This window comes from Bordetella bronchiseptica, assembly GCF_900636925.1.
Classification (GTDB): domain Bacteria; phylum Pseudomonadota; class Gammaproteobacteria; order Burkholderiales; family Burkholderiaceae_B; genus Bordetella; species Bordetella pertussis.
In genome coordinates, this window is record NZ_LR134326.1 from 905,582 (window position 1) to 929,186 (window position 23,605).

Annotated in this window: 21 protein-coding genes; 9 read left to right on the forward strand and 12 right to left on the reverse strand. The window is 64.9% G+C overall.

Annotation, left to right across the window (positions count from 1 at the left end; all coding sequences use genetic code 11):
* Positions 1-269: 269 nt before the first annotated feature.
* From EL288_RS04305 to EL288_RS04325, 5 genes are read right to left on the reverse strand one after another with little or no spacing between them, the layout of a single operon-like run.
* A complete protein-coding gene (locus tag EL288_RS04305) occupies positions 270-1,151 on the reverse strand; it encodes a fumarylacetoacetate hydrolase family protein (protein WP_010927041.1) in 882 nt (293 codons plus the stop codon).
* Complete coding sequence (locus tag EL288_RS04310) at positions 1,148-2,182, reverse strand: DODA-type extradiol aromatic ring-opening family dioxygenase (protein ID WP_003814501.1); 1,035 nt, start codon at positions 2,180-2,182, stop codon at positions 1,148-1,150. Before EL288_RS04310 ends, EL288_RS04305 begins: the two co-directional genes overlap by 4 nt.
* A 12-nt stretch (positions 2,183-2,194) precedes the next feature.
* Positions 2,195-2,611, reverse strand: a complete 417-nt coding sequence (locus tag EL288_RS04315; protein ID WP_003814499.1) for a RidA family protein — start codon at positions 2,609-2,611, stop codon at positions 2,195-2,197.
* A 44-nt stretch (positions 2,612-2,655) separates the two neighbouring features.
* On the reverse strand, positions 2,656-3,471 hold the full coding sequence (locus EL288_RS04320; protein ID WP_003814497.1) for an alpha/beta fold hydrolase: 816 nt from the start codon (positions 3,469-3,471) through the stop codon (positions 2,656-2,658).
* Between the two features lie 21 nt (positions 3,472-3,492).
* Positions 3,493-4,512: a tripartite tricarboxylate transporter substrate binding protein gene (locus tag EL288_RS04325; RefSeq protein WP_010927040.1), complete on the reverse strand. Its 1,020-nt coding sequence runs from the start codon at positions 4,510-4,512 to the stop codon at positions 3,493-3,495.
* A gap of 265 nt (positions 4,513-4,777) precedes the next feature.
* Between EL288_RS04325 and EL288_RS04330 the strand changes: the two genes are divergently transcribed.
* Positions 4,778-5,752, forward strand: a complete 975-nt coding sequence (locus EL288_RS04330; RefSeq protein ID WP_003814494.1) for a LysR family transcriptional regulator — start codon at positions 4,778-4,780, stop codon at positions 5,750-5,752.
* A 128-nt stretch (positions 5,753-5,880) separates the two neighbouring features.
* Here the strand turns inward: EL288_RS04330 and EL288_RS04335 are convergent, their stop codons facing one another.
* Together EL288_RS04335 and EL288_RS04340 are read right to left on the reverse strand one after the other, a co-directional pair.
* Entirely contained in the window at positions 5,881-6,402 is a 522-nt protein-coding gene (locus EL288_RS04335) for an aromatic-ring-hydroxylating dioxygenase subunit beta (RefSeq protein WP_003814492.1), read from the reverse strand.
* A 5-nt stretch (positions 6,403-6,407) separates the two neighbouring features.
* Complete coding sequence (locus EL288_RS04340) at positions 6,408-7,724, reverse strand: aromatic ring-hydroxylating oxygenase subunit alpha (RefSeq protein ID WP_003814490.1); 1,317 nt, start codon at positions 7,722-7,724, stop codon at positions 6,408-6,410.
* 234 nt (positions 7,725-7,958) lie between these two features.
* Here EL288_RS04340 and EL288_RS04345 point away from each other — a divergent pair, with 234 nt between their 5' ends.
* Both EL288_RS04345 and EL288_RS04350 read left to right on the forward strand, forming a co-directional pair.
* On the forward strand, positions 7,959-8,921 hold the full coding sequence (locus EL288_RS04345; protein ID WP_003814488.1) for a bifunctional GNAT family N-acetyltransferase/nucleoside diphosphate kinase regulator: 963 nt from the start codon (positions 7,959-7,961) through the stop codon (positions 8,919-8,921).
* An 89-nt stretch (positions 8,922-9,010) separates the two neighbouring features.
* The gene (locus tag EL288_RS04350) at positions 9,011-9,601 is read left to right on the forward strand and encodes a YceI family protein (RefSeq protein WP_003814470.1); all 591 of its coding nucleotides are present in this window, start codon (positions 9,011-9,013) and stop codon (positions 9,599-9,601) included.
* 15 nt (positions 9,602-9,616) lie between these two features.
* Here the strand turns inward: EL288_RS04350 and EL288_RS04355 are convergent, their stop codons facing one another.
* Both EL288_RS04355 and EL288_RS04360 read right to left on the reverse strand, forming a co-directional pair.
* On the reverse strand, positions 9,617-12,061 hold the full coding sequence (locus EL288_RS04355; protein ID WP_010927039.1) for a TonB-dependent siderophore receptor: 2,445 nt from the start codon (positions 12,059-12,061) through the stop codon (positions 9,617-9,619).
* A 119-nt stretch (positions 12,062-12,180) separates the two neighbouring features.
* Positions 12,181-13,152, reverse strand: a complete 972-nt coding sequence (locus EL288_RS04360) for a FecR family protein (RefSeq protein WP_033449818.1) — start codon at positions 13,150-13,152, stop codon at positions 12,181-12,183.
* Between the two features lie 130 nt (positions 13,153-13,282).
* On the opposite strand from EL288_RS04360, the gene EL288_RS04365 reads away from it, so the two are divergent.
* Positions 13,283-13,771: a sigma-70 family RNA polymerase sigma factor gene (locus tag EL288_RS04365; RefSeq protein ID WP_003814464.1), complete on the forward strand. Its 489-nt coding sequence runs from the start codon at positions 13,283-13,285 to the stop codon at positions 13,769-13,771.
* A 55-nt stretch (positions 13,772-13,826) separates the two neighbouring features.
* Here EL288_RS04365 and EL288_RS04370 read toward each other — a convergent pair whose 3' ends face one another.
* Together EL288_RS04370 and nspC are read right to left on the reverse strand one after the other, a co-directional pair.
* Positions 13,827-15,092 (reverse strand): saccharopine dehydrogenase family protein, encoded by a 1,266-nt coding sequence (locus EL288_RS04370; RefSeq protein ID WP_003814462.1) that lies wholly within the window; start codon positions 15,090-15,092, stop codon positions 13,827-13,829.
* Positions 15,093-15,125: 33 nt separating this feature from the next.
* On the reverse strand, positions 15,126-16,223 hold the full coding sequence (gene nspC / locus EL288_RS04375; RefSeq protein WP_003814461.1) for a carboxynorspermidine decarboxylase: 1,098 nt from the start codon (positions 16,221-16,223) through the stop codon (positions 15,126-15,128).
* Positions 16,224-16,779: 556 nt separating this feature from the next.
* On the opposite strand from nspC, the gene EL288_RS04380 reads away from it, so the two are divergent.
* Positions 16,780-17,349 (forward strand): TetR/AcrR family transcriptional regulator, encoded by a 570-nt coding sequence (locus EL288_RS04380; RefSeq protein ID WP_003814459.1) that lies wholly within the window; start codon positions 16,780-16,782, stop codon positions 17,347-17,349.
* 67 nt (positions 17,350-17,416) lie between these two features.
* On the opposite strand, the gene EL288_RS04385 is transcribed toward EL288_RS04380, so the two are convergent.
* Positions 17,417-18,232 carry an IclR family transcriptional regulator gene (locus EL288_RS04385; protein ID WP_003814457.1) on the reverse strand — a complete coding sequence of 272 codons (816 nt, stop codon included), beginning with the start codon at positions 18,230-18,232 and terminating at the stop codon, positions 17,417-17,419.
* 199 nt (positions 18,233-18,431) lie between these two features.
* Here EL288_RS04385 and EL288_RS04390 point away from each other — a divergent pair, with 199 nt between their 5' ends.
* The 4 genes from EL288_RS04390 (at position 18,432) to EL288_RS04405 (ending at position 23,578) form a co-directional block, all read left to right on the forward strand.
* On the forward strand, positions 18,432-20,018 hold the full coding sequence (locus EL288_RS04390; RefSeq protein ID WP_227914937.1) for an ABC transporter substrate-binding protein: 1,587 nt from the start codon (positions 18,432-18,434) through the stop codon (positions 20,016-20,018).
* A gap of 78 nt (positions 20,019-20,096) precedes the next feature.
* Positions 20,097-21,038, forward strand: coding sequence for an ABC transporter permease (locus tag EL288_RS04395; protein ID WP_003814453.1), 942 nt, complete (start codon positions 20,097-20,099; stop codon positions 21,036-21,038).
* Positions 21,038-21,922: an ABC transporter permease gene (locus tag EL288_RS04400; RefSeq protein WP_126621895.1), complete on the forward strand. Its 885-nt coding sequence runs from the start codon at positions 21,038-21,040 to the stop codon at positions 21,920-21,922. Before EL288_RS04395 ends, EL288_RS04400 begins: the two co-directional genes overlap by 1 nt.
* Positions 21,923-21,925: 3 nt before the next feature.
* A complete protein-coding gene (locus tag EL288_RS04405) occupies positions 21,926-23,578 on the forward strand; it encodes a dipeptide ABC transporter ATP-binding protein (RefSeq protein ID WP_010927038.1) in 1,653 nt (550 codons plus the stop codon).
* Positions 23,579-23,605: the final 27 nt, after the last annotated feature.

A 23,605-nucleotide genomic window follows, 5' to 3' on the forward strand; every position in this document is an offset into this window, starting at 1 on the left:
TCAGTTCGACTTCTTTCCAGAAGTCGCTCAGTAAGGTGGAGGCATCCACGTAAAGGTAAAAGCGGACACGCTAGGCTTCTTAATCCGTAGGTCGAGTGTTCGAGCCACTTACAGCCCACCAGAATGATCAAGGACTTAGCGAGCAGTCGCTAAGTCCTTTTCCATTTGCGGACATCCCGCCCGGCTTGCTGCGGGGATTCCCGGCGCAGGCCGCAAGGCCCATTGAGGCGCGGGGTGGCATGGCCGCGCCTGGTCCGCGTCTTGACGACTTACTCGTTACCGACCGTGTTTTCGAGTACGCCCAATCCCGCGATCTCGATGCGGACACGGTCTCCCGATTGCAGGAAGCGTGGGGGCGTAAAACCTATCCCCACGCCGGCCGGGGTGCCGGTCGCGATGATGTCGCCCGGCTGCAGCGTCATGCCGGCCGACAAGGTCTCGATCAGGGTCGGGATGTCGAAGATCAGTTGCCGCGTGTTCGCGTTCTGTCGCAGCTCGTCATTGATCCAGCATCGCACATCCAGGGCCTGTCCATCCACTTCATCGGCCGTCACGATATACGGGCCCATCGGGCAGAAGCCATCCAACGATTTGCCGATGAACCACTGACGATGCAATTTCTGAAGGTCTCGGGCCGTGACATCGTTGATGATGGTGTAGCCGAAGACGTGCGACATGGCGTCAGCCTTCTTGATGCCTTGTCCGGCCTTGCCGATCACGACCGCCAGCTCGGCCTCGTAATCCAGCTGCTGCGTCACCTGGGCATGCCGGGGAATGACGGCCCCGGGGGCCACGATCGCCGAGGCCGGTTTGGTGAATACCACCGGCGCTTCGGGGGCATGCTCTCCATCCTTTGCGCTGCTGTCGAACCCCGAGCGCTGGAACTCGGCTGCGTGCTCGTGGTAGTTTTTCCCGACACAGAAGATGTTGCGCCGGGGCGATGAGATCGGGGCGAGGATGGTCGCCCGATCGAGAGCAATGCCGGCGCCCGACGGCGCGATCCGCTGGTGCACACTGTCCCAGGCGCTGATCAGCTCGACCAGGTCGCCTTCGTCGCGCAAAAGCCCGGACAAAGGCCAGAACACGCCGGCCTCCGTGTCCAAGATCGCCACCTGTGCCTTGCCTTGATAGTCGAGGCTTGCAAACTTCATTCCTGTTCCTTGATGAGTGGATTGACCGGCCAGGCCTGCGCCACGCCGTAATCCATATAAGCCATCCCGCAGATCCACTCGGTGACCGCTTCGTATTCGAGCAGCGTCGCGGGAGCCCCCTTCATGGCTCCCATCAGCTCGATCCAGTTGATGATTTCCTGGCCGCCATGTCCGCCGTCGCGTTTTACGTCCTCGTATTGCAAGCCGCACAGGAACTCGACGTCGCCGCGAGCCAGGGCATCGAGCATCTGGCGATCCCAGGCCTCGTTGACCAGGGGGTGCGGCGAGTTCAGCGGCCACTGGTTGCGCTCGGCCATCTCGATTTCATAGGCCGCCAGGTCGCGCAGCAGGTGGGGATCCTTTTCGAGGACGGACTTGCCATGCGTCTGGAATGCCTTCATTCGCGCCAGGAAGGCGTCGGCCTCGGGGCTGGAGTCGTTCCAGAACGGCGGCCAGTGGGACATGCCCCCGGTGGCCATGAAGGCGACGCGCAGGTCCGCGTCGAGCGCCTCCGCCGCGTTGCGCAGCGCGGCGCCAAACGCGTACGCGCGCCGGTATGGCATCACCGGTGGGGAGAACACATTGGTGAAGACGGGAATGATCGCCGGCGCGCTCCTGGGCGCCATCAGCTTCCACGGCACCATCAGGTTGTTGCCGTATTCGATCTCGCCCATTCTTGCTACGTCGTATCCATCGGCGACCAGCGACCGCAACAGCCGTTCGGCAATCTCGGGCGCGCCGCCAAAGCGCTCCTGCCGGGTCAGGCGCAGCGCTTCCAGCCATTGCGTGGCGGGGCCAGGATGGCTGTCCGCCACGCCGATGCCCACCGTCGGCATCAGCGAGCGGAAGTGGTTCTCGAAGTGGTCATCGAGGAAGGCGATGATCACGTCGGGGCGTGCGGCATCCAGGCTGCGGCCCAGGCGGTCGGCGGCTTGCAGAAGACGCCGCCGCACGGACGCCGAGGGCGCATCCGGCCATCCCAGGGCGCCGGGCGCATGGGACATGCCGATTCCAGCCACGATCTTGGCCATGATTGCCTCCGATCAAGCCGGTTGGTACGCGATTGCCTCGACTTCGAGCAGGAACTCTTCCTTGACGAGGCGATCGACGATCAGCAAGGTATTGGGCGGAAGACTTCCCGGAAAGATCGTGGGGAAGTATTCGGCACGCAGTTTCATGAACGTCTCGATGTCCTGGGAATGAACCAGGAACGTGGTGAATTTCACCAGGTGCTTGTGGGACAAGCCGAGGCCGTGCAGCACGTCGGCCAGGTTCTTGAAAACCTGGCGGAACTGCGTTTCGAAGCTGCCTTTGCCCGCAACGCTGCCATCCGGCGCCACGGAGAGCTGGCCGGCGATGAAGTACGTGTTTCCTCCTGCGGGCACGCGAGTCGCGTGCGAGTAAAGACCCTGGGCCGGGCAGGCGCCTTCGGGGTTCATGTACTGCAGTTCTGTGCTCATAATGATTCCTGGTGGTTGTGGGATGCGAATGGACGCAGCGGCGCCTACGGCGCCGGATGAAAGAAAAGGCGCGCGAGGGCGGCCAGCTTGCCGGGATGCTCCAGGGCGGGGGAGTGCCCGCAATGCGCCAGTGCAACGAGATCGGCATGCGGCAGGCGGCGGGCAATTTCCAGCGCGCTTCGTTCGAACGGGATCGGCAGATCGTTGCGGCCGTGCACGAGCATGACGGGGCACTGGATGCGTCCCCACGCCTGGGCGGGCAGCACGGCGGCGTCGATGTACTGCTGCTTGTCGCCGGCGAACATCGCGCTGAAATACGCGCCGTAATCCCCCTGGTGCAAAACGTCGACGCGGCCCTGAACGTAGGCCTCGGTCAGTACGTCGCGGTCATAGACCAGCGATTCGCCTGCCCGCACGATCGCCTCGCGGGTCGGGGGGAATGACCAGGTTCTTTCCAAGTCGTCATTCAAGGGAAATGGCACGCCCATCGCCCCGGTCGTCATGACGGCGCGCACGCGCGCATCCTCGCTGGCCAGCCGCAAGGCCAGGTAGCCGGAAAGGGAATGCCCCAGGACGTTGATCCGGGCGCTGTCAAACAGATCCAGCGCTGCCTTGGCTTGGACGGCCCACAGGTCGAGATCGAAATACGGGGCCTCGGGCTTGCGGTCGCTCTGCCCGAATCCGATCAGGTCTGGCGCGATAACGTGGAAATCCCGGGCCAGTTCGTCCAGGACGAGCCGCCAGTTGCCCAGCGTGGATGCGCCCGGCCCGGAGCCGTGAATCAGAAGCAGCGGCTCTCCGCTTCCTCCCTCCCAATAGGCCACGCGCAGTCCGTTGAAGGTGGTTTGCTTTCGGTCCATTGTCTTTTGCGCCATCCCCGGTCAGTCTTTCTGCTTGAGATTGGCCTTGGCTATCAGCGCTGCCCATTTGCTGTATTCAGCGTTGACGTATTGCCCGGGATCGGCCAGCTTGGTCCCCACCGGGGTTTCACCCAGGCCGGCGAGCCCTTTTGCGTAGGCCGGATCCGCATAAACGGCCTGCACCGCGGCGGCCAGTGATTGCTGAATCTCGTCAGGCACCTTCGCGGAAATGAACAACCCGGTCCAGAACAACACGCTGTAGTCGGATTGGGTAACTTCCGCGATTGTCGGCAAGTCAGGCAGAACCGTGGAGCGCGCCGTGCCCGAGGTAGCCAGACCTTGCAAACGGTTTTCCTTGAGGAACGTCGCCGCCGCGGTGATGCTCATGAAGCCGACATCGACCTGGCCGGAAATGACATCCGCCGTGGCGGGACCGCTGCCCTTATAGGGCACCTGAGTCAGATTCGCGCCCTGCGTTTCGCGCAGCAGTTCACCGGCCATATGGGGGGTGGTGCCAATGCCCGGGGTTGCGTACGTCACGCCCTTGCCTTCGACCTTGGAGATTTTCAGCATCCCGGCAAGGGAATCGAATCGCGAGTTCTTTGCCGATACCAGGACGAGGGGTGAACCGGTAAGAATGCCGACAGGCTTGAGATCGCTGACCTTGTACGACACCTGCGGTTGAAGGCTGGGGTTGATGACAAATGCCGGATCGACGATCAGCAATGTATAGCCGTCCGGACGAGCCCGGTTCGCGTAGTCGATGCCAATCATGGCGCCGGCGCCGGGGCGATTTTCTACCACGACGGATTGCTTGAACTTATCGCTCAGGGATCTGGCAAAGACGCGGGCGACCGCGTCGACTCCGCCACCGGGAGAGTAGGGCACGACCAGGGTCACGGGACGGTTCGGATACTCCGCCCGCGCGGGACTCGTGACAGGCAGCGTACAGGCCGTCGCGACAATGATTGAAGCAAGCGTTCCGCCGGCACGACGTAGGCGGGAACGGAAACCGCCGCGAGGCGACTTTTTACGGCTCATGAAACGTCTCCTTTTTGCGGTTGCTGCGCGGTAGCGCGGATAGGGCAACCGATCATCCTGGCCAGTCCGGGTAAACCCCGAACTACAGTTGTGGCCATGTGTTGATGTGTAATCTACGAAGGCGCATGGCAACTTGCGGCCTCGCTGATGCGGCAACACAATCGTGTCATCGCAGGCGCACGGGCTTGATCGCATGATAGATAGCGCCTGCGGCACATTCAATCGAGCATTCGTCATCTCAGAACTCAATTAAATTCATCTACTCATGTCGCTTCCTTCTCTCACTGCCCTGCGGACGTTCGAGGCGGCCGCTCGATATCGCAGTGTCAAACTCGCGGCGGCTGAACTGCATGTCACCCCCACCGCGGTCAGCCATCAGATCCAGCAGTTGGAAGACCTGCTCGGCGTCAAGTTATTCGAGCGCACTGGACGAGGCCTGGTCCTGACAGATGCGGCGGTTTCCTGCCTGCCGTACCTGCAGCAGGGGTTCGAGTCGCTGAAGGTGGGCGTTGACAAGTTGCGCAAACATCGCGGGCCCGACATCATTACCGTCAACACGTCGCCGTCGTTCGCGTCGCTGTGGCTGTTCCCGCGCTTGCACCGCTTCTCGCTGCTGTATCCGGATATCGACGTGCGTGTCACGACACGGCTGCGGCAGGCGGCCCAGCTGCGCCAGGAACAGCAAAGCGGCGTGAACAACGTCCAGGATTGGGTCCAGGAAGCGGACCTGGTGATTGCCTATGGCAACGGGCAATTCGGCGGGTTCGAACATGAGGAACTGATTCCTCTGTACATCGCGCCGATGTGCTCGCCCGCGCTGCTGCCGAAGGGCGAGAAACAAGCCATGGGCAGCCGCTTGCTGGAGCTTCCCTGGTTGCACGATGATCGTGGCACGCTGTATGGCAGCGCGTCGTTTTGGCAACGCTGGCTGGCGGCCGCCGGCCTGGCCGACGGCAAGCCTGCCAAGGAAATGCACTTCACCCACGCCTTGCTCGCGCTGTCGGCGGCGGCCGACCAACTGGGCGTCGTCGTATCGACGCCTGTGCTGGCGGAGTCACTCCTGCGCGATGGCATCCTGTATCTGCCGTTCGATGAGCAGGTGCGAATCGACCGAAGCTATTATCTGGTCAAGGATGCATCGACGGGCAATGACAGCCGGCTCACGATATTCAAGGAGTGGCTGAGGCAGGAAGCGGCGCTGTCCAATGCCAAGGGCACGTCGGCGCAACGGCTGGCTTGACCGCCCGCGGCGGCGGCCGCGGAAGCGCTCGGCAACCACCGGCGCCGGCTCGTCGCCCCATGCCAGGCGGCGACGATCGGCGTGAGGGCAACGAGTCGTGCGCTACCAGGCAGCGCAGGGCGCGGCCCCTAGAACGGCTGCGTCAGCGTATGGAAGGCGTGGTCGCAATTGGTCAGATCGACCCGCTTTTGCCGGATACGGAACGCTGCGCCATTTTGCACAAGCAAGTAATTGAACGTGCCGGCGAATTGCTGCCGAGGGCTGCCCAGCCGGTCTTCGACCATGATGAATCGACATTCCACCTGATAGGCATCTTTCTCGCCGCCGGGTGCCACGGCCGCCCTGAAGTTGCTGGTCAGCCGGACCGTCACCGAAGCCGGAATCTGGCTGTGGATTTCCGGGTGCAGCAGGCGTTGCACGCGTGTCTGCATCGTCTCCTTGTCGTCCCAGAACAGCGATACCTGCGAATCCGGATCGGGGTTGTCGCGTGTCGCCGGCGCCCAGTATGTGGCCTCCGGCAAATAGAGCGCCAGCCATTCCTCGAAGCGCTGTTCGTCCAGCAGACGGCATTCGCGCTCGACAAACCGCTGCAGCGGCGCCAGGGCGGCGGTATCCAGCAACGACTCGCTATCGTCGATCTTCTTCAACATTATCCTTACTCCGCCATCATGAGTTCGCGCCAATACTGATGGCGCATGCGCTGGCCGACCTCGCTGGCGCGCGGCCCGAAATATGCGCCATTGCCCTCGTCGATCTCGCTGCCTTGACCACGCGCCACGATCAGCCATTGCGGCGAGCGGGCGGCTAATCCCTCCTGCTGGCGCTTGAACGCTTCCAGGTCATCGGTCTGGATGAAGGACGCCGCGGAATGAGTGATATTGAGGAACTTGATGATCTGGCGGTTCAACTCATCCGGCGCGCCATCCAGGTGGACGGGATAGATGCGCACCTCGGTACGGTTGTAGGCAAGCGGGATGACCACCCGCACGGACGTCTGCACCATGAGCACATCCAGATTCGGGAACAGCGTCATGCTGTGGCGGCGGTTCTTCAGGATTTCATCGGTCTTTTCCACGCCATGCTGTTCGATCAGCAGGGATCGATATTCGTCGATGATGCCGCCGCGCTGCCGCGTCTCTTCCTTGACGATATCGTTGGCGCCGAACAGGCTTGCCTCGGAGCTGTGTCCCCGGAGAAATCCGCGCACGCCGGTCTGGATGACGATGGGTTCGCCATCGGCACCCAGGAAGGCGGCGCGGCCGCCTTCGTCGCCAGGCCGCCGCTTGAACTGCTTGCCGTCCTCGTCGACGGTGGAGCTGTGGCACGCCACGGGGTGGTACATATCGCCCAGGTTGTCTGTCTGCAGTTTCCAATTGCCTTCGTAGATATAGCGATGGCAGCCGGCGCTCAGGCGGATCGTGCCGGCCGGGGCACGATCAACGATTTCGTCGATCCCGGAGGCGGCTGCTCCCAGGTAGTCGCGGAGCGGCTCCACATCGGGATTCAGGCTCGCGAAGATGAATCCGCGATACGCGTCCACGCGTGGTGGTCGGGCCAGGCTTGCCTTGCACGGTTCGACCGCCTCGGCGGGGAAATCCTTTTTCAAGGGAATTCCGCGCAATTCGCCATCGTGCCCGAAGGCCCAGCCGTGGTACATACAGGTCAGCAGGCGTTCGTTGCCGCGCTCGCGATTGACGATTTTGGCGCCGCGGTGGGTGCAGCGATTGAACAGCACGTGTATCTGCCCGGCGCGATCGCGGGTCAGGATGATCGGCTGCTGAGCCAGGTAGCCGGTCATATAATCGCCCGGATTGGCGACCTGGCTTTCGTGGCCCACGTATACCCAGACCTTCGAGAATATCCTCTCCATTTCCAGGCCGAAGATCTCCGGGTCGGTGTAGATGCGTCCATTGACAAGCGCTCCGTCCCTTTGGACCAGTTCGCCTAGCCCCGCCGCTGTATAGCTCGTCATTTGTCACTCCATATATTGGAAATGGACGGTCAATTACCCGTCCATTGCTTTGCGTGTGACAGATACTATGGGGCGTGGCGTGCGGTGTCACCCGACGATATTTCATCTCCGGCCTGAAGAAAACTTCATCGTGCGGTCGCGCGCCGCGGCGCGCGGTTTACGCAGCGGCAGAACCCCGAATCAACCCCTGCGCGCGTGCTGGCTTAAAATGGCCGCTTTGTGGAAAGAACCGTCATGGCCGTGGCCATGAAGGGCTTTCATTCTTTACAACCAAATGTGGTGAAGATGAACAAGCCTTTCATTTCGCTGTGTCCGGAAATTACCCGGGCGCACGCGCTGACTCTGATGGATTGGCTGGAGGACGAGCATGTCACCCGTCATCTGAGCGATTCGCGCCATGTCTCGCGGTTCATCGAACAGGTCATCGACCGGGTCCAGTTGCCGGTCCTGACCCATCTGTTCAACCAGGGCGGCCGATTCTTCATGGCCTATGACCGGCATGACGTGCCGGTGGGTTTTGTCCGTCTCGTCAAGACGGGGTCGGACTGCGAGATCGTCCTGGTCATCGGAAACCGCGACAACTGGGGCCGCAAGCTGGGCGCCAGCGCCATCCGCGAAGGCATGAAGCTGGCCTTCTTCGAGATGCGGGCCGCGCGGCTCATCGCCAAGGTCCACCCGGACAACGAACGTTCGTTGAACGCCTTCCTGCGTTGCGGTTTCGTGCTGGAAAGCGAAACGCCGACGCTGAAGTCATTCTCCATGACTGTGGAGCGCTATCTCCGGTTCTTGCGCGAAAGCGCGGCGGGCGAGCCCAGTGGAATCCAGATCACCGAAATCGACCAGGCCCGGCTCAGGAGCCTGCTCGAGCTCGAACAGGGCCCGGCGCTTGCCGAGCTGGAGCACGAGGTCGAGCGCGCCGTCGTGGTGGATCCGCGGCAAGTGGCGGGCAATGTCGTGACGATGAACTCCAGGGCCTTGCTGAACGTGGACGACGAGCAAGTGGAGGTGGCGCTGGTCTATCCTGACGACGCGGACGACAGCGCCGGGAAACTATCTGTCTTTTCCGACTTCGGCACCGCGATCCTGGGCTACCAGGAAGGCGATGCCGTCGACTGGCGGATTTCGGACCGCACCCGCCGGATCTGGATCGAGAAAGTGCTCTACCAGCCGGAAGCCGCGGGGGATTTCCACCTGTAGGTTCGCACGCTCCGGCGGCCGGCTGGCCTGGCCGCCGCCATGAACCAGGGCGCTTCCGGTTTCCGGAGGCCAGGCACCAAAGCGCATCCATGAAGAAAAACTACCCTGCCTATTTCGCCGCCACGCTCCTGGCGCTGGCTGGCCTGTCGGCGCAGGCCGCGCCGGTCGATTACCAGATCGATCCGGAGCACACCGAAATCGTGGTGACCTGGGACCACCTGGGCTTCTCCAAGCCCACGGCGCACGCGGGCGGCGTCACCGGCGTGGTGCGCTACGACGCGGCCAGTCCGGCGGATTCGGCGGTCGATCTGCGCATACCGGTGTCGAAGCTGACTTCGCACGTTCCCAAGCTGGACGGGATGCTGCAGGGCGTCCAGTTCTTCGAGGCAGCCAGGTATCCCGATATCCGCTTCAAGAGCACCTCGGTGACCGACCGGGGCGACGGCAGGCTGCAGATCGACGGCATCCTGCGCATCAAGGGCATCGACAAGCCGGTGGTCCTGCAGGCGCGCCGGAACGGGCAGGGCATGCACCCGATGGCGCAGCGTCCTGCCATCGGTTTCGACGCCACGACGACATTGAAGCGCAGCGATTTCGGCGTGGACGCGTTCGCGCCGGATGTCAGCGACGAGGTCCAGCTGCGCATCACCATCGAGGCGGTCGCGGAAGCGGCGCGCTGACGCCGGCCGCGTTCCCTACCATTTGTACGTGACCCGGCCCAGCACGGTCCTGCCTTCTCCGTAGAAGCAGGCATAGGTGCACGAGGCCACGTAGTCCTTGTCGAACAGGTTGCGCACGGTGAGATCGGCCGTCCAGCCTTTCAGGGACGGGCTGCGCGCCCCGAAGTCGTAGCGCACGGCGGCGTCGAACACGGTGTAGTCGCCGACCTTGGCGGCATTGGTGTTGTTGTAGGTCGAGCCCATGTAGCGCACGCCGGCGCCGATATTCAACCCCGCCAGCGCACCGGACGGGACGGTGTAGTCGGACCATAGCGACGCCATGTTGCGCGGCACGGCCTCGGGCGTGTTGCCTAGCGTGTTGGAGTTGCTCTTGGTGATTTCCGCGTCGGTATACGTGTAGGCCGCGATCAGGTTCCAGCCCGAGGCCAGGTTGGCGGTGGCCGACAATTCGAGGCCGCGCGAGCGCACCTCGCCTTCCTGCACGCTGTAGACGGGGTTGGCGGGGTCGGTCGTGGGGACGTTGGTGCGCGTCAGCTCGAAGACGGATGCGGTGATGAACGAGTTCGAACCATTGGGCTGGTACTTCACGCCGGCTTCCCACTGCTTGCCCTTGGTCGGGTCGAAGGGCGTGGTGCCGCGTGCGGGCGAGGTGGTGCCGGCCTGCGGCTGGAACGAAGTCGAATAGCTGATATAGGGCGCCAGACCGTTGTCCGCAAGGTAGAGCAGGCCGGTGCGCCACGTGAACGCGTTGTCGCCGGTGCGGGTATTGACGCCGCTCAGCTTGTTCAGCGTCGAGCCGTCGGCATTGTCGTAGCGGCCGCTGAGCACCACCACCAGTTTGTCGTCGAACTTTATCTGGTCCTGCAAGTACAGGCCGAGCTGGCTGCGCTTCTCGTTGGTGTAGGTGTCCGGCTTCGCCGGCAGCAGTACGTCCGAGCCGTACGCCGGATCGAAGAAGTCGATCGGGGCGAGGTTGTTGTAGCCGGCGTACTGTTTGCGGGTGAACGAGGTTTCGGTGTAATCGAGGCCGAACAGCGTGTTGTGCCTGAAGCGGCCGGATTGCCACGTGGCCTCGAACTGGTTGTCGATGCTCACGCCGTGGGCGTCATCGTCGCGGCGGTAGGCGCCGCGCTCGGCCGTGGAGAAGTCGCTTCCGGGCACCCAGGTCCACCAGTAGGCGTGGTTGACGCGGTTGCGCGACTGGGCGTAGCCCAGGTTCTGCTTGAATTGCCAGGTGTCGTTGAAGCGGTGCGCAAACTGGTACCCCACGTTGGCGACCTCCTGGTCCCACTTGCTCCAGTCCGGCTCGCCGGTGAAGCGGTGACGCGGGATGCGGCCGTTGGGGTTGTACTTGACCGTGCCTTCGAGCGGGTAGCCGGCGTTGTTGATGGTCTTGTTCTTCATGTAGCTCGCCAGCAGCGTCAGCGAGGTGTCCGGGCTGATGCGCCAGGTCAGCGCGGGGGCGAGATAGTAGCGGTCGTCCGGGACATGGTCGATCATCGTGTCGGCATTGCGCGCCAGGCCGGTCAGGCGGTAGGTCAGCCGTCCCTCGTCGTCGATGCGTCCGCCGAAGTCGCCGGCGAGCTGCCTGTTGCTGTGCGAGCCGCCGCTCAGCTGCAGCTCGCGCAGCGGGCTGTCTGTCGGCCGCTTGGACACCACGTTGACGATGCCGCCTGGCGAGGCCTGTCCGTACAGCACCGAAGCGGGGCCTTTCACGACCTCGATGCGTTCGAGCGCGTAGGGTTCGGACATCGCGCTGTAATGGGGCAGGGGGATTTTCAGCCCGTCGCGGAACATGACGCCGGGATTGGTGCGGACGTCGAAGCCGCGGATGATGAAAGGATCGTCGGTGCGGTTGAATCCTTCCTGCACCACGATACCGGGCGTGTAGCGCACGGCGTCGCCCAGCGTCTGCGGATTCTGCTCGCGGATCTGCGCGGCGGTCACCACCGAAATGGATTGCGGTATTTCGATCAGCGGCGTGTCCGTCTTGGTGCCGGCTGTCGTGCCTGTGGCCACGTAGGTGTCGGAGTCAGGCAGGGCGCCGACCACGCTGATTGCCGGCAGCGTCGCAGTCAGCGGCATGGGCGTGAGCGTGACGGTGTTGTGCTGGATCGAATAGCGGATGTTGCGGCCTTTCAGCAGGCGTTCCAGCGCTTCGGCAGGTTCCATGCGGCCCTGCACGGCGGGGCTGCGCTGGCCATCGACCAGGTCCTGGCTGTACAGGACCTGCAGGTTGGCTTGCCGGCCAAGCTGGTGCAGGGCTTGGGCCAGGTTCTGGGGCGGGATATCGACGTCGATGGGCGCGGCCTGTACGCCAGTGCCCAGGCAGGCAAGCGCGCCCAGCAGGGCAGGGATCAGGCGGCGGGGGCGCGACGATGAGTGCAGGGCGCGGGTTGCCGCGCTCGGTCTGGCTCGCATGGAATGTTTAACCGAAAAGAGATTGAAAGTAATTACCACTACCAATCTCTAAGACGGAACGGCCAGACCTCCTGGGAACGCAAAATTGAAACAAAATGAAACGTCACGCGAGTCTCGGCCGGCCGCTGCGCGGCGCTATCGCAAACCTGCGCCGCGGCTTATCGAGGCGGGTTGGGAACCAGCGCCAGGCTGCCGTCGGCCTTGCGTACCGTACGCACGGGCAGGATGTCAGGCAGCGCGCGGGCCAGTTCGCCCACATTGCGCACATCGTAGGTGCCGCCCAGGCGCAGGCCCGCGATGGCGGGATCCACCGCCGTGTAGCGCGCCTCGGCGGGCAGGTAGCGGTTGATCTGCATGATGGCGTCGCGCAGCGTGGTGTTGTCGAGCACCAGCTTGCCGTGGCGCCAGGCCGCGGACTGCGCGCCGTCGACGGCGCGCGTGACAGGCTCGCCGCGCCCGGCGTAGCGTGCCTGCGTCAGCGGTTGCAGGCTTACCGTCTTGCCGGTGGCGCTGGCGCGCAGGTCCACGCGGCCCTCGACCAGCGTGACGACGACGTTGTCGCCCGATTTCCAGACATTGAATGCCGTGCCGGTAACGGTGATCGTCCCGGCCCCGGCTTCGACCACGAAGGGATGGCTGGCGTCGTGGAACACGCGGAAATAGGCCTCCCCGTCGCTCAGGCGCACACGGCGCGCGTCCCGGTAGTTGCGATACACCATGGCCGTGTCGATGTTCATGTCGACTTCGGTGCCGTCGCCCAGCGTGACCGTGGCCACCCGCGCATCGCTGGCGTAGCGGTGGTAGGAACTGGGCAGTACGGCGAACCACCAGCCGGCTGCCCAGCAGGCCAGGCCCAGCGCGCAGGCGCCCAGCGCCCGGCGGGCGGCGGGATAGGGACGGCGCCGCGGCGCGCAGGCCTTGGCCGGCGCCTCATGGGCCGGCAGGTCCTGCGCCAGCGTCCAGATATCGCGCACCGCTTCGTACTCGCGGGCGTGGCGCGGATCTGCTTCGAGCCAGGCTTGCAGCGCCGCGCGGTCCTGCTCGGAACAGGACGCATCGTGGATGCGCACGCACCATTGCACGGCCTGCTCGGTCAGGAGGTCGTCCTGCTTGCTGGGTGGGACAGCCATGGCTGTTAATATAAATGAGATTTGTTACACATTTGGCGCCGTGCACGGCCTGGGGAGAGCACGGTTTCAGGCGGCATTATGCAGGATTCCGCATTTGCGCCTTGGTCGGTCGACGCGGGGGAAGGCCTGGATGGAGCAGTACTACACGGAGTTGTTGCGGTTCCTTGCGCGAAAACTCGGCAATTCGCATGACGCCGCCGATGTCGCCCAGGAGGCCTATGCGCGCGTGCTCGATCGCAATGGCAGCTGCGCCATCGTCCAGCCGCGCGCATTTCTGTTCCGGGCCGCCCTGAATCTTTGCACGGACCTGTATCGCAACCGTCGCGGCAGCCAGGTCATGCCGCTGGACGCCGCCGCAGAAGCCGTCCGGTGCGAAGCGCCGCTGCAGGACGAGCGGCTCTACCGCCGGCAGCAACTGGCGCGGCTGGAACGGGCCCTGCAGGAGTTGCCGCCGGCCTGCCGTCAGGCCTTCCTGATGCGGCAGGTCGAAGGCATGTCGCACGATGAAATCGCCAACAGCCTCGGCATTTCCGTTGATATGGTGCACAAGCACCTCACGCGCGCGCTACGGCACTGCCGCTCCCGCATGCGCGCGTGGGAACACGGCGCCGATGCCTAGCTGACCAGCGCGCGGGGCCCGGCCCGGGATGGCGCAGGCCGGGGCGATGGCGGCGTCAGGCGGCTTTCAGCAGCTTCCCGCATGGGCTGAGCAGCGCGCGGTCGCCGTGCGCATCGCGGATCCGGGACGGCAGCCCCATGGTCTCCAGCAGCTGCAGCCACGGGCGCGGCGCGAGTTGCTCGATGTTGTTCATCTTGCGGTTGTCCCACGCGCCGTCGGCGATCAGCAGCGCGGCCGCGGTGGCGGGCACGCCGGCCGTATACGAGATGGCCTGGCTGCCCACTTCGCGGTAGGCCTGCTCGTGGTCGCACACGTTGTAGATCAGGACCTCATGGGGGCGGCCGTCCTTGACGCCGCGGACCAGGTCGCCGATGCAGGTCTTGCCCTTGTAGGTGCGGGCCAGGGACGCGGGGTCGGGCAGCACGGCCTTGACCACTTTCAGCGGGACGACCTGCTGGCCCTCGGCCGTGCGCACCGGTTGCTCGGACAGCAGGCCGAGGGAGTTCAGCACGGTGAAGACGTTGATGTAGTGGTCGCTGAAGCCCATCCAGAAGCGGATGTTGGGGACGTTCAGGTGCGTCGACAGCGAGTGGATCTCGTCATGGCCGGTCAGGTAGGTGGTCTGGCGGCCGACCACGGGCAGGTCCCAGGCGCGCTGCTCTTCGAACATGCGGTTCTCGCACCAGCGGCCTTCCTGCCATGACCAGACGGATCCGGTGAACTCGCGGAAGTTGATCTCGGGATCGAAGTTGGTGGCGAAGTACTTGCCGTGCGAGCCCGCGTTGGTATCGATGATGTCGATCGAGCTGACCTCGTCGAACAGTTCGTCGACCGCCAGCTTAGCGTAGGCGTTGACCACGCCGGGGTCGAAGCCCGCGCCCAGGATCGCGGTCACGCCGGCGTCGGCGCAGGCCTGCGCCTGCTTCCACTCGTAGTTCGCGTACCAGGGCGGCGCCTCGCAGGTCTTCGCGGGGTCTTCGTGGATGGCCGTGTCGATGTAGGCCGCGCCGGTTTCGATGCATGCGGCGAGCACGGCCATGTTCAGGAACGAGGTGCCGGCCTGGATGACGATGCGCGCATTGGTGGCGCGGATGAGCGCGGCGGTCGCCTTGATGTCCAGTGCGTTCAGGCCATGCGCTTTCACGACGCCGTTGGTTTGCAGGTTGCCCATGGCATGGACCGAGCGGACGATTCCCTGGGCCTTGTCCAGCGTGCGCGACGCGATGTGGATTTCGCCGAGCGTGGCGTTGTGCTGCGCGCATTTGTGCGCGACCACGTGCGCCACGCCGCCGGCGCCGATGATCAGGACGTTTCGTTTCATTTTGACCTCGCTTCAATCAACAGAGCCAGTTCCTCAGGACAGGCTGTCTACGTAATCCTGGTAGCCGAACTCCCGCACCAGCCGAATTTCTCCATCCAGTTCCCGGATCGCGATGGCGGGCATGCGCACGCCGTTGAACCAGTTCTTCTTGACCATCGTGTACCCCGCGGCGTCCTGGATGGAAATCCGCGAACCGGGTTGCAGCGGCGATTCGAAGCTGAATTCGCCGAACACGTCGCCCGCCAGGCAGGAGTTGCCATAGATGACGTAGCGGTGCGGGCCCTGGTCGGGCTGCACGCGCGCGCTCATGCGGTAGATCAGCAGGTCGAGCATGTGGGCCTCGGTCGCCGCGTCGACGATGGCCAGGTTCTTTTCGTTGCGCATCACGTCCAGCACCGTCACTTCCAGTGTGGCCGTATTGGTGATGGCCGCTTCGCCCGGCTCCAGGTATACCTGGACGCCGTACTGCTCCGAGAAGCGGCGCAAGCGGTCGCAGAAAGCGTCCAGCGCGTATCCGGGCTCGGTGAAGTGGATCCCGCCGCCCAGGCTGATCCAGTTGATTTGCCCAAGCAGGTGGCCGTAGCGATGCTCGAGTTCGGTCAGCAGGGCGTCGAAGCGGGTGAAATCGCGGTTCTCGCAATTGTTGTGGACCATGAAGCCGTCGATCATCGGCATGGCTTGCGCGATCCTGTCCAGGTCCGTTTCGCCCAGGCGGCTGAAGGGCCTGGCGGGGTTGGCCAGGTCATAGCCGGACACGCTGATGCCGGGGTTCAGGCGCAGCCCCCGCGGTATGGCCGAGGCGCGCGGCGCGTAGCGCTCGAGCTGCGACAGCGAGTTGAAGATGATCTTGTCGGCGCAGGCGACCACGTCGTCGATGTCGTCCTCGGCATAGGCCACGCTGTAGGCATGGGTCTCGCCGCCGAATTTCTCGCGGCCCAGGCGGACTTCGAACAGCGACGACGATGTCGTGCCGTCCATGTACTCGCGCATCAGGTCGAATACGCTCCAGGTGGCGAAGCACTTGAGCGCGAGCAGGACCTTCGCCCCGGATCGCTCGCGGATGCGGCGTATGACCTCCAGGTTCTGGAGCAGGGCACGTTTGTCGATCAGGTAGTAAGGCGTTTTCAACATGGCGGGGCAATGCCACGCACGGGGCTCGCAAGGCCATGCGTGGAGTGTTGCAATAGGAAAGTGGCCGGGCGATCGGCCGCGAAGCCGGGAGCCCGTGAAGGCGATGGCGGGTGGAGGCACGCCGCAGCGCGGCGCTGGCCTCAGGTACGCATTCGGTCCGAGTGGGGAAGCAGCGTGCCAGCCTTGTGGTGCAGCGCGCCATGCAACGGATGCAGCGCACGCGCGGCCGACGCGAATGCGATTCGCGTTGCGGTCACGATAGTTCTGTCTTCCGTTTGGGTCGTGTTCAGCGATGCCGGAACGATCCCCAATTGGAAGAGGGCGTCACTATTCATAGCGTCCTCTCCAACCAGTAGATGGGCCCCTGCCGAGACGGGGCCGAGACTTCATATTGCATTACGCCAACGGCGGCCAGTGAAGCCGGGCTCGCGGCGGGACAACGGGCGCGGCGTCACGCGCCATATGGAGGCACGAGGTGGAGGCACGAGGCGACACGAACCCCGGGGCTCCGACTTGTTATCATATGATCGTATCATAATTGAATTTGGACGCCTAGATGGTCAGACCCCGCACGATAGATCGAGAGCGTTTGCTGGATATCGCCGAATCCATCATTTCGGAGGCGGGCGCCGTGACGATCTCCTTTGGCGGGCTGGCCGAGGCGGCCGGCCTGTCCAAGGCGAGCGTCCAGTCCGTGTTCGGCACGCGCGAGGCCATGATGGAGGCCTTGCTGGAAAGGTGGCTGCGCAAGGAACAGCGCGCCTACCAGAAGAAGATCGGCCCGCAATCGTCGCTGCGCGAGCGTGTGCGCAGGCATGTCAAGATCACCGGCAAGGAATCGTCCGAGGCCAACTCAAGGCTGGCGGCGGTCCTGACGGCGCTGGTCGGCTCGGATGCGACCGAGGGCGTGATGGCGAAGTGGTACGCGTCGCGCGTCGGCAAGTTCTCGGCGGAAACTCAGGAAGAGCGGCTGTTGCGCATTGCTTTTCTTGCTGCCGAAGGTGCGTTTTTCATGCGGCATGTGGCTGGATTTCCGATGTCCGATCGGCTCTGGCGCGAGCTGTTCCACGATCTGCTGGACTTCGTGGCCGAACCCGTGGGCGGCGCGGCGCGCTCGGCCGCGTAAGGCGCGGCCATGGGCATGCCCGCGCGAGCCCATGGCCCGGATACGGGCTGCCGGCGCGGGCGCCGTCTCAGCTCAGGCGATTGATGGCCGTGGCGGCTTCCACCGCCAGCGGCGCGAATCGCGCGGTGAAGGCTTCGGGCGTCCACTCGCTCAGCGAGCCCGCGATATGTATCGCGCCGACCGGACGGCCGTCGGCGCCCAGCACCGCCACGCCTATGCCTATCTCTCCCACCAGCACCTCCTCGATGGTGACGGCGTAGCCGGACACGCGCGCCTGTTCGACTTTCTTGCGGATCTCCCTGGGCGCGGTGATGGTCTTGTCCGTGAACGGGGTGCGGTCGGAGCGGGCGATGATGTCGTCGACCTCGGCGCCGGGCAGGTGGGACAGGATGGCTCGCCCGCCGGCGGTGCAGAACGTGGGCACGCTGTGCCCCACCAGGGTGGCGAAGAAGGTCTCCCGCTTGCTCTGCAGGCGCGAGGCGTAGACCAATCGCAGGTCGTCGAACACGCTGAGGTCGACACGCTCCAGCGCATTGCGCCGCAGGTCGAGCAGGACGGGGGAGGCGCGCGAAATCAGGGTATTGAGCCGCAGGTAGTCCAGCGCATGGTCGAGGATGCGTATGCCGGGGACGTAGCCGCGTCCTCCGTCGCTGCGCTCGACATAGCCGAGCACGCGCAGGGTGTTGAGAATGCGCTGGGTGCTGCTGCGGCCCACTCCCGACGCCTCGGCGATTTCGTCCAGGCTCATGGGCCGCACCGCGCGATGGAAGGCGGACAGCACCTGCAGGGTTCTCGCCGCGGCCTGCACGAACAACGGGTCTTCGAGCTCTTCTTCGGTGGGAGACCTGACGCCCAGTTCGCTGTTGACAATACTGCGCCGCATGAATTCCTCCTATTGACGGGCTGACGATATCTCATTTAGGATTGTCGCAAACAATATATAAGTATCTCACAGCGATACTTAAGTTCCGAAGTTTGTTTTCGATGTTAGTTGTTCCCGGTCACCGAAGTCATCTCTGATGTAGTCGACACAACAAGGGGAAGAAACGATGTTCATCGCACGCAATGCGGCTGATCCCGCTGTGAAGATACGCGCCGGCGCACGCCTGGCGGCCGTGGCGGCCGCGCTCTGCGGACTGGCCGCGACGGTCCCCGCGGCGGCGCAGGCGCCCAAGACGGTGACGGCCGTCATGCACTCGGGGCTGCGCGTCCTGGACCCCATCATCACGACGGCCCACATCACGCGCAATCATGGGTACATGATCTATGACGTGCTGGTCTCGATGGACAAGGACTTCAATGTCCGGCCGCAGATGGCGGATTTCAGTGTGTCGCCCGACGGGCTGACCTACACCTTCACGCTGCGCGAGAACCTGTGGTTCCACGACGGGGCGCCGGTCACGGCGGCCGATGTGGTGGCCTCGCTCAAGCGCTGGGGCGAGCGCGACACCGGCGGCCAGCACATTTTCGACCAGACCGAAAGCCTGGCCGCCACTGACGCCCGGACGATCACCTGGAAACTGAGCAAGCCGTTCGGCCCGATGCTGGAAACCCTGGGCAAGCAGTCGACGGTGCCGCCGTTCATCATGCCCGAGCGGGTGGCCAGGACGCCGTCGAGCGAAGCCATTACCGACTACACCGGCTCCGGCCCGTTCCGCTTCGTCCTGGACGAGTTCTCGCCCGGCGTGAAGGTGGCGTATGCGAAGTTCGACAAATACGTGCCGCGCAACGAACCGGCCAACTGGATGGCGGGCGGCAAGGTGGTCAAGGTCGACCGGGTCAACTGGGTGACCATGCCGGACGCGCAGACGGCGGTCAGCGCGCTGTCGTCGGGCGAGATCGACTATCTGGAGCAGACGCCGACCGATCTGCTGCCCATCCTCGAGTCGAACGCCGACGTGGTGCTGGAAGTGCGCGACCAACTGGGCTACCAGGCCCTGGGGCGCATGAATTTCAAGCAGCCGCCGTTCAACGACAAGCGGATACGCCAGGCCGCGCTCAAGGCCATGAGCCAGGAGCCCATCCTGGCGGCCATGGTCGGCAATCCCAAGTATTACCAGGTATGCGGCGCGGTGCTGGGCTGCGGCACGCCGCTGGCCTCCGAAGCCGGCGCCGGGGCCCTGACCGGCAAGGGCGACGTGGAGGGCGCGCGCGCCCTGCTCAAGGAGGCGGGCTATGACGGATCGCCCGTCGTGATCCTGCAGCCGACCGATGTGCCCATTCTCGCCGCGCCGCCGCTGGTGGCGGCCCAGCAATTGCGCGCCGCCGGCTTCAAGGTGGACCTGCAGCCGATGGACTGGCAGACGCTGGTGACCCGCCGCACCAACAAGGGCGCGCCGTCGCAGGGCGGCTGGAGCATGTTCTTCAGTTACTGGATGGTGCCCGAGGTCACGACGCCGTTGATCAACGCCACGCTCAACGCGCGCGGCGACGAGGGCTTCTTCGGCTGGGCGCAGGATCCCGAGCTGGAGGCGATGCGCGGCGAGTACATCACGGCCGGATCGCCGCAGGCGCAGCTGGACGTGGCCAAGCGGATCCAGGCGCGCGTCATGGACGAGGTCACCTACCTGCCGCTGGGCCAGTTCCAGACGGTCCAGGGGCGCCGCGCCAACCTGGTCGACATCATTGCGTCGCCGGTTCCCGTGTTCTGGCAGATGGACAAGAAGTAGCCATCGCACCATGGCGGACCGGCGGCCTGGAGAGGCCGCGGTCCGCCCCATCCTGACTCAATCCACAAGGGGCGGCCGATGTTCGGTTACATCCTGCGGCGCGTGCTCGCCACGATTCCGGTCGTGGTGATCGTGGCGGTGTTCGTATTCCTGCTGCTGCGCCTGACGCCGGGCGACGCGGCGGCCATCATCGCCGGCGATTCGGCCACGCCCGCCCAGATCGAGAACATCCGCAAGTCGCTGGGCCTGACCGAGCCGCTGACGGTGCAGTTCCGCACCTGGATGACGCAGCTTGCGTCCGGCGACCTGGGAACGTCGATCATTTCCAGGCAGCCGGTCACCAAACTGATCGGCCAGCGGGTCGGGCCGACGCTGCAGATCGCCACCCTGACCATCATCCTGTCGGTGCTGATCGCGGTGCCGCTGGGGGTGCTGGCCGCATGGCGGCATCGCAGCTGGCTCGACTACGCGGTGATGGCGTTCTCGGTCATCGGCTTTTCGATCCCGGCTTTCGTGGTGGGCTACATCCTGATGAAGATCTTCGCCGTGGACCTGCGCTGGCTGCCGGTGCAGGGCTTTACCTCGGTGTTCCAGGATCCGCAGCAGTTCCTGCGCACGGCGGTCCTGCCCTGCATGACGCTGGCCACGGTATTCGTGGCGCTGATCGCGCGCATGACCAGGGCCAGCATGCTCGACGTGCTGGGCGAGGACTACATCCGTACGGCGCGGGCCAAGGGCGTCAAGGAGCGCATCGTGCTGTTTCGCCACGCGCTGGGCAACGCGGCGGTGCCCATCGTCACCATCATCGGCACGGGGTTCGCGCTGCTGATCGCCGGCGTGGTGGTGACCGAGAGCGTCTACAACATTCCCGGCATCGGCCGCCTGACCGTGGACGCGGTGCTGGCGCGCGACTATCCGGTCATCCAGGCGATGATCCTGCTGACCAGCGCGCTGTACGTGTTCATCAATCTGTTGATCGATCTGTCCTATACCATTTTCGATCCGAGGATCCGCTACTGATGACCACGCTACCGCAGCCGGCCAGCGCCCTGCAGGCCGTATTCCGGGTCACCCAGCTGCCCGCATGGTGCCGCTTCGGCTGGCCGCCGATTGCCGCCGCGCTGGTGCTGGCGGTCCTGGTCCTGGCCACGGCGGCCGCCTATCTGTACATCCCGCACGATCCGATCGCGATCAACCCGCTGATGCGCCTGAAGCCGGCCAGCGCGGATCATTGGCTGGGCACGGATGCGCTGGGGCGCGACGTGTTCTCGCGCGTGATGGCGGGCGGCCAGGTCTCGCTGCTGGTGGGTGTGGCGGCGGCCGTCATCTCCATCGCCGCGGGGCTGTGCATCGGCCTGGTCTCGGGGTTCTTCCGCGTGCTCGACGGCGTGGTCATGCGCATCATGGACGCCGTGATGTCGGTGCCGTCCATCCTGCTGGCGATCGCCCTGGCCGCGCTCAACGGGCCGAGCATCTGGTCGGTCATCATCGCCATTACGGTGCCGGAGGTGCCGCGCGTGGTGCGCCTGGTGCGCTCGGTGGTGCTGTCGGCGCGCGAAGAGCCCTATGTCGAGGCGGCCCTGGCGCTGGGCACGTCGATGCCCGGCATTCTCTGGCGGCACATCATGCCCAATACCCTGGCGCCGCTCATGGTGCAGGCCACCTACGTCTGCGCCTCGGCCATCCTGACCGAGGCGGTGCTGTCGTTCCTGGGGGCGGGCGTCTCCACCGAGATACCGACCTGGGGCAACATCATGGCGGAAGCGCGCATGTACTTCCAGATCCGCCCGGGGCTGATGCTGTGGCCGGGCCTGCTGCTGTCGCTGTGCATCCTGTCCATCAACCTGCTGGGCGACACCGCGCGCGACATGCTCGATCCGCGCCTGAAGCGGCGGGGGGAGTAAACGATGATATTTCGCAAGCGCGATCTCCAACATCGCCCGGTGGTGCTGCGCATCGCGGGCCTGTCCCTGGTGGACGGGCAGCCGGGCGCCGGCAGCGCCATCCTGCGGGATATCGACGTCGATATCCGGCAGGGCGAGACGGTCTGCCTGGTGGGCGAAAGCGGCTCGGGCAAGTCCATGACCTCGCTGGCGGTCATGGGCCTGCTGCCCAAGGGGCATCTGCGGGTGACAGGCGGACGCATCGAACTCGATGGCCAGAACCTGCTAGACCTCGGGCCGGCCGCCTTGCGGGACTTGCGCGCCAAGCGCATTTCCATGATTTTCCAGGAGCCCATGACGGCCCTGAACCCGGTCATGAAGGTGGGGCCGCAGATCGAAGAGGTGCTGGACAGCCACACGGCGCTGCCCAGGCGCGAGAAGAAGCAGCGCGTGCTCGACATCATGGAGCAGGTCCACCTGCCCGACGTGGCGCGTATCTACGAATCCTATCCGCACCAGCTCTCCGGCGGGCAGCGCCAGCGCATCATGATCGCCATGGCGCTGGTGCTGGAGCCGCGGCTGCTGATCGCCGACGAGCCGACCACCGCGCTGGACGTCACCACGCAGAACCAGGTGCTCAAGCTGATCAGCGAGCTGCAGCACAAGCACGATACGGCGGTGCTGTTCATCACCCATGACATGGGGGTGGTGGCCGAGATCGCCGACCGGGTCTATGTCATGCGCCTGGGCGAAATCGTCGAGAGCGCGCCGGTCGAGCAATTGTTGCGCGAACCGCGGCAGGACTACACCCGCAAGTTGCTCAAGTCGGTGCCCAGCCTGATTCCGCGGCCCGGCCGGGCCGCGCCGCAGGCGTGCGCCACGCTGCAGGTGCAGGGGCTTGCGAAACGCTATGCGATGGGCGGGTTCCCGGGCCGCCGGCGGGAAGTCCAGGCCGCGCACGATGTCGCGTTCAGCATCCAGCCCGGCCGTACGCTGGGCATCGTGGGCGAGAGCGGCTCGGGCAAGTCCACGGTGGCGCGCTGCGTGATGCGGCTGATCGAGCCGAGCGAAGGCGCCATCCGTGTCGGCGATGCCGATATCGCGCGGCTGGGCCCCAGGCAGCTCAAGCCGTTTCGCAAGCATCTGCAGATCGTCTTCCAGGATCCGTACCGTTCGCTCAACCCCCGCCGCACCATCGGCGCCAGCCTGATCGAAGGGCCGGTGAACTTCGGGCAGGACAGGCAGGCCGCGCTGGCGCAGGCGGCCGAATTGCTGGAGCTGGTGGGCCTGCCGGCCGACGCCCTGGCGCGCTATCCCCATCAGTTCTCGGGCGGGCAGCGGCAGCGCATCGCCATCGCGCGCGCCATCGCCATGCGGCCCGACGTCCTGGTGGCCGACGAGGCGGTGTCCGCGCTCGATGTCTCGGTACAGGCGCAGGTGCTCGAATTGCTCGACACGCTGCAGCGCAAGCTGGACATCGCGATTCTGTTCATCACGCACGATCTGCGGGTGGCCGCGCAGATCTGCGACGAGGTCATGGTGATGCGGCATGGCCGCGTGGTGGAGCACGACACGGCCGAGAATGTCCTGGCGCGGCCCGCGCACGCCTACACGCGCGCGTTGATCGAGGCCGCGCCGGGACGCGATTGGGACTTTGCCAACTTTCGCGAACGGTAGCCATCTGTCCGGCTTGCGAAGCATCGA

Excerpts from the sequence above, each read along its gene's own strand:
- EL288_RS04305 (WP_010927041.1), bottom strand. The coding sequence starts at position 1,151 with ATGAAGTTTGCAAGCCTCGACTATCAAGGCAAGGCACAGGTGGCGATC.
- EL288_RS04310 (WP_003814501.1), bottom strand. The coding sequence starts at position 2,182 with ATGGCCAAGATCGTGGCTGGAATCGGCATGTCCCATGCGCCCGGCGCC.
- EL288_RS04315 (WP_003814499.1), bottom strand. The coding sequence starts at position 2,611 with ATGAGCACAGAACTGCAGTACATGAACCCCGAAGGCGCCTGCCCGGCC.
- EL288_RS04320 (WP_003814497.1), bottom strand. The coding sequence starts at position 3,471 with ATGGACCGAAAGCAAACCACCTTCAACGGACTGCGCGTGGCCTATTGG.
- EL288_RS04325 (WP_010927040.1), bottom strand. The coding sequence starts at position 4,512 with ATGAGCCGTAAAAAGTCGCCTCGCGGCGGTTTCCGTTCCCGCCTACGT.
- EL288_RS04330 (WP_003814494.1), top strand. The coding sequence starts at position 4,778 with ATGTCGCTTCCTTCTCTCACTGCCCTGCGGACGTTCGAGGCGGCCGCT.
- EL288_RS04335 (WP_003814492.1), bottom strand. The coding sequence starts at position 6,402 with ATGTTGAAGAAGATCGACGATAGCGAGTCGTTGCTGGATACCGCCGCC.
- EL288_RS04340 (WP_003814490.1), bottom strand. The coding sequence starts at position 7,724 with ATGACGAGCTATACAGCGGCGGGGCTAGGCGAACTGGTCCAAAGGGAC.
- EL288_RS04345 (WP_003814488.1), top strand. The coding sequence starts at position 7,959 with ATGGCCGTGGCCATGAAGGGCTTTCATTCTTTACAACCAAATGTGGTG.
- EL288_RS04350 (WP_003814470.1), top strand. The coding sequence starts at position 9,011 with ATGAAGAAAAACTACCCTGCCTATTTCGCCGCCACGCTCCTGGCGCTG.
- EL288_RS04360 (WP_033449818.1), bottom strand. The coding sequence starts at position 13,152 with ATGGCTGTCCCACCCAGCAAGCAGGACGACCTCCTGACCGAGCAGGCC.
- EL288_RS04365 (WP_003814464.1), top strand. The coding sequence starts at position 13,283 with ATGGAGCAGTACTACACGGAGTTGTTGCGGTTCCTTGCGCGAAAACTC.
- EL288_RS04370 (WP_003814462.1), bottom strand. The coding sequence starts at position 15,092 with ATGAAACGAAACGTCCTGATCATCGGCGCCGGCGGCGTGGCGCACGTG.
- nspC (WP_003814461.1), bottom strand. The coding sequence starts at position 16,223 with ATGTTGAAAACGCCTTACTACCTGATCGACAAACGTGCCCTGCTCCAG.
- EL288_RS04380 (WP_003814459.1), top strand. The coding sequence starts at position 16,780 with ATGGTCAGACCCCGCACGATAGATCGAGAGCGTTTGCTGGATATCGCC.
- EL288_RS04385 (WP_003814457.1), bottom strand. The coding sequence starts at position 18,232 with ATGCGGCGCAGTATTGTCAACAGCGAACTGGGCGTCAGGTCTCCCACC.
- EL288_RS04395 (WP_003814453.1), top strand. The coding sequence starts at position 20,097 with ATGTTCGGTTACATCCTGCGGCGCGTGCTCGCCACGATTCCGGTCGTG.
- EL288_RS04400 (WP_126621895.1), top strand. The coding sequence starts at position 21,038 with ATGACCACGCTACCGCAGCCGGCCAGCGCCCTGCAGGCCGTATTCCGG.
- EL288_RS04405 (WP_010927038.1), top strand. The coding sequence starts at position 21,926 with ATGATATTTCGCAAGCGCGATCTCCAACATCGCCCGGTGGTGCTGCGC.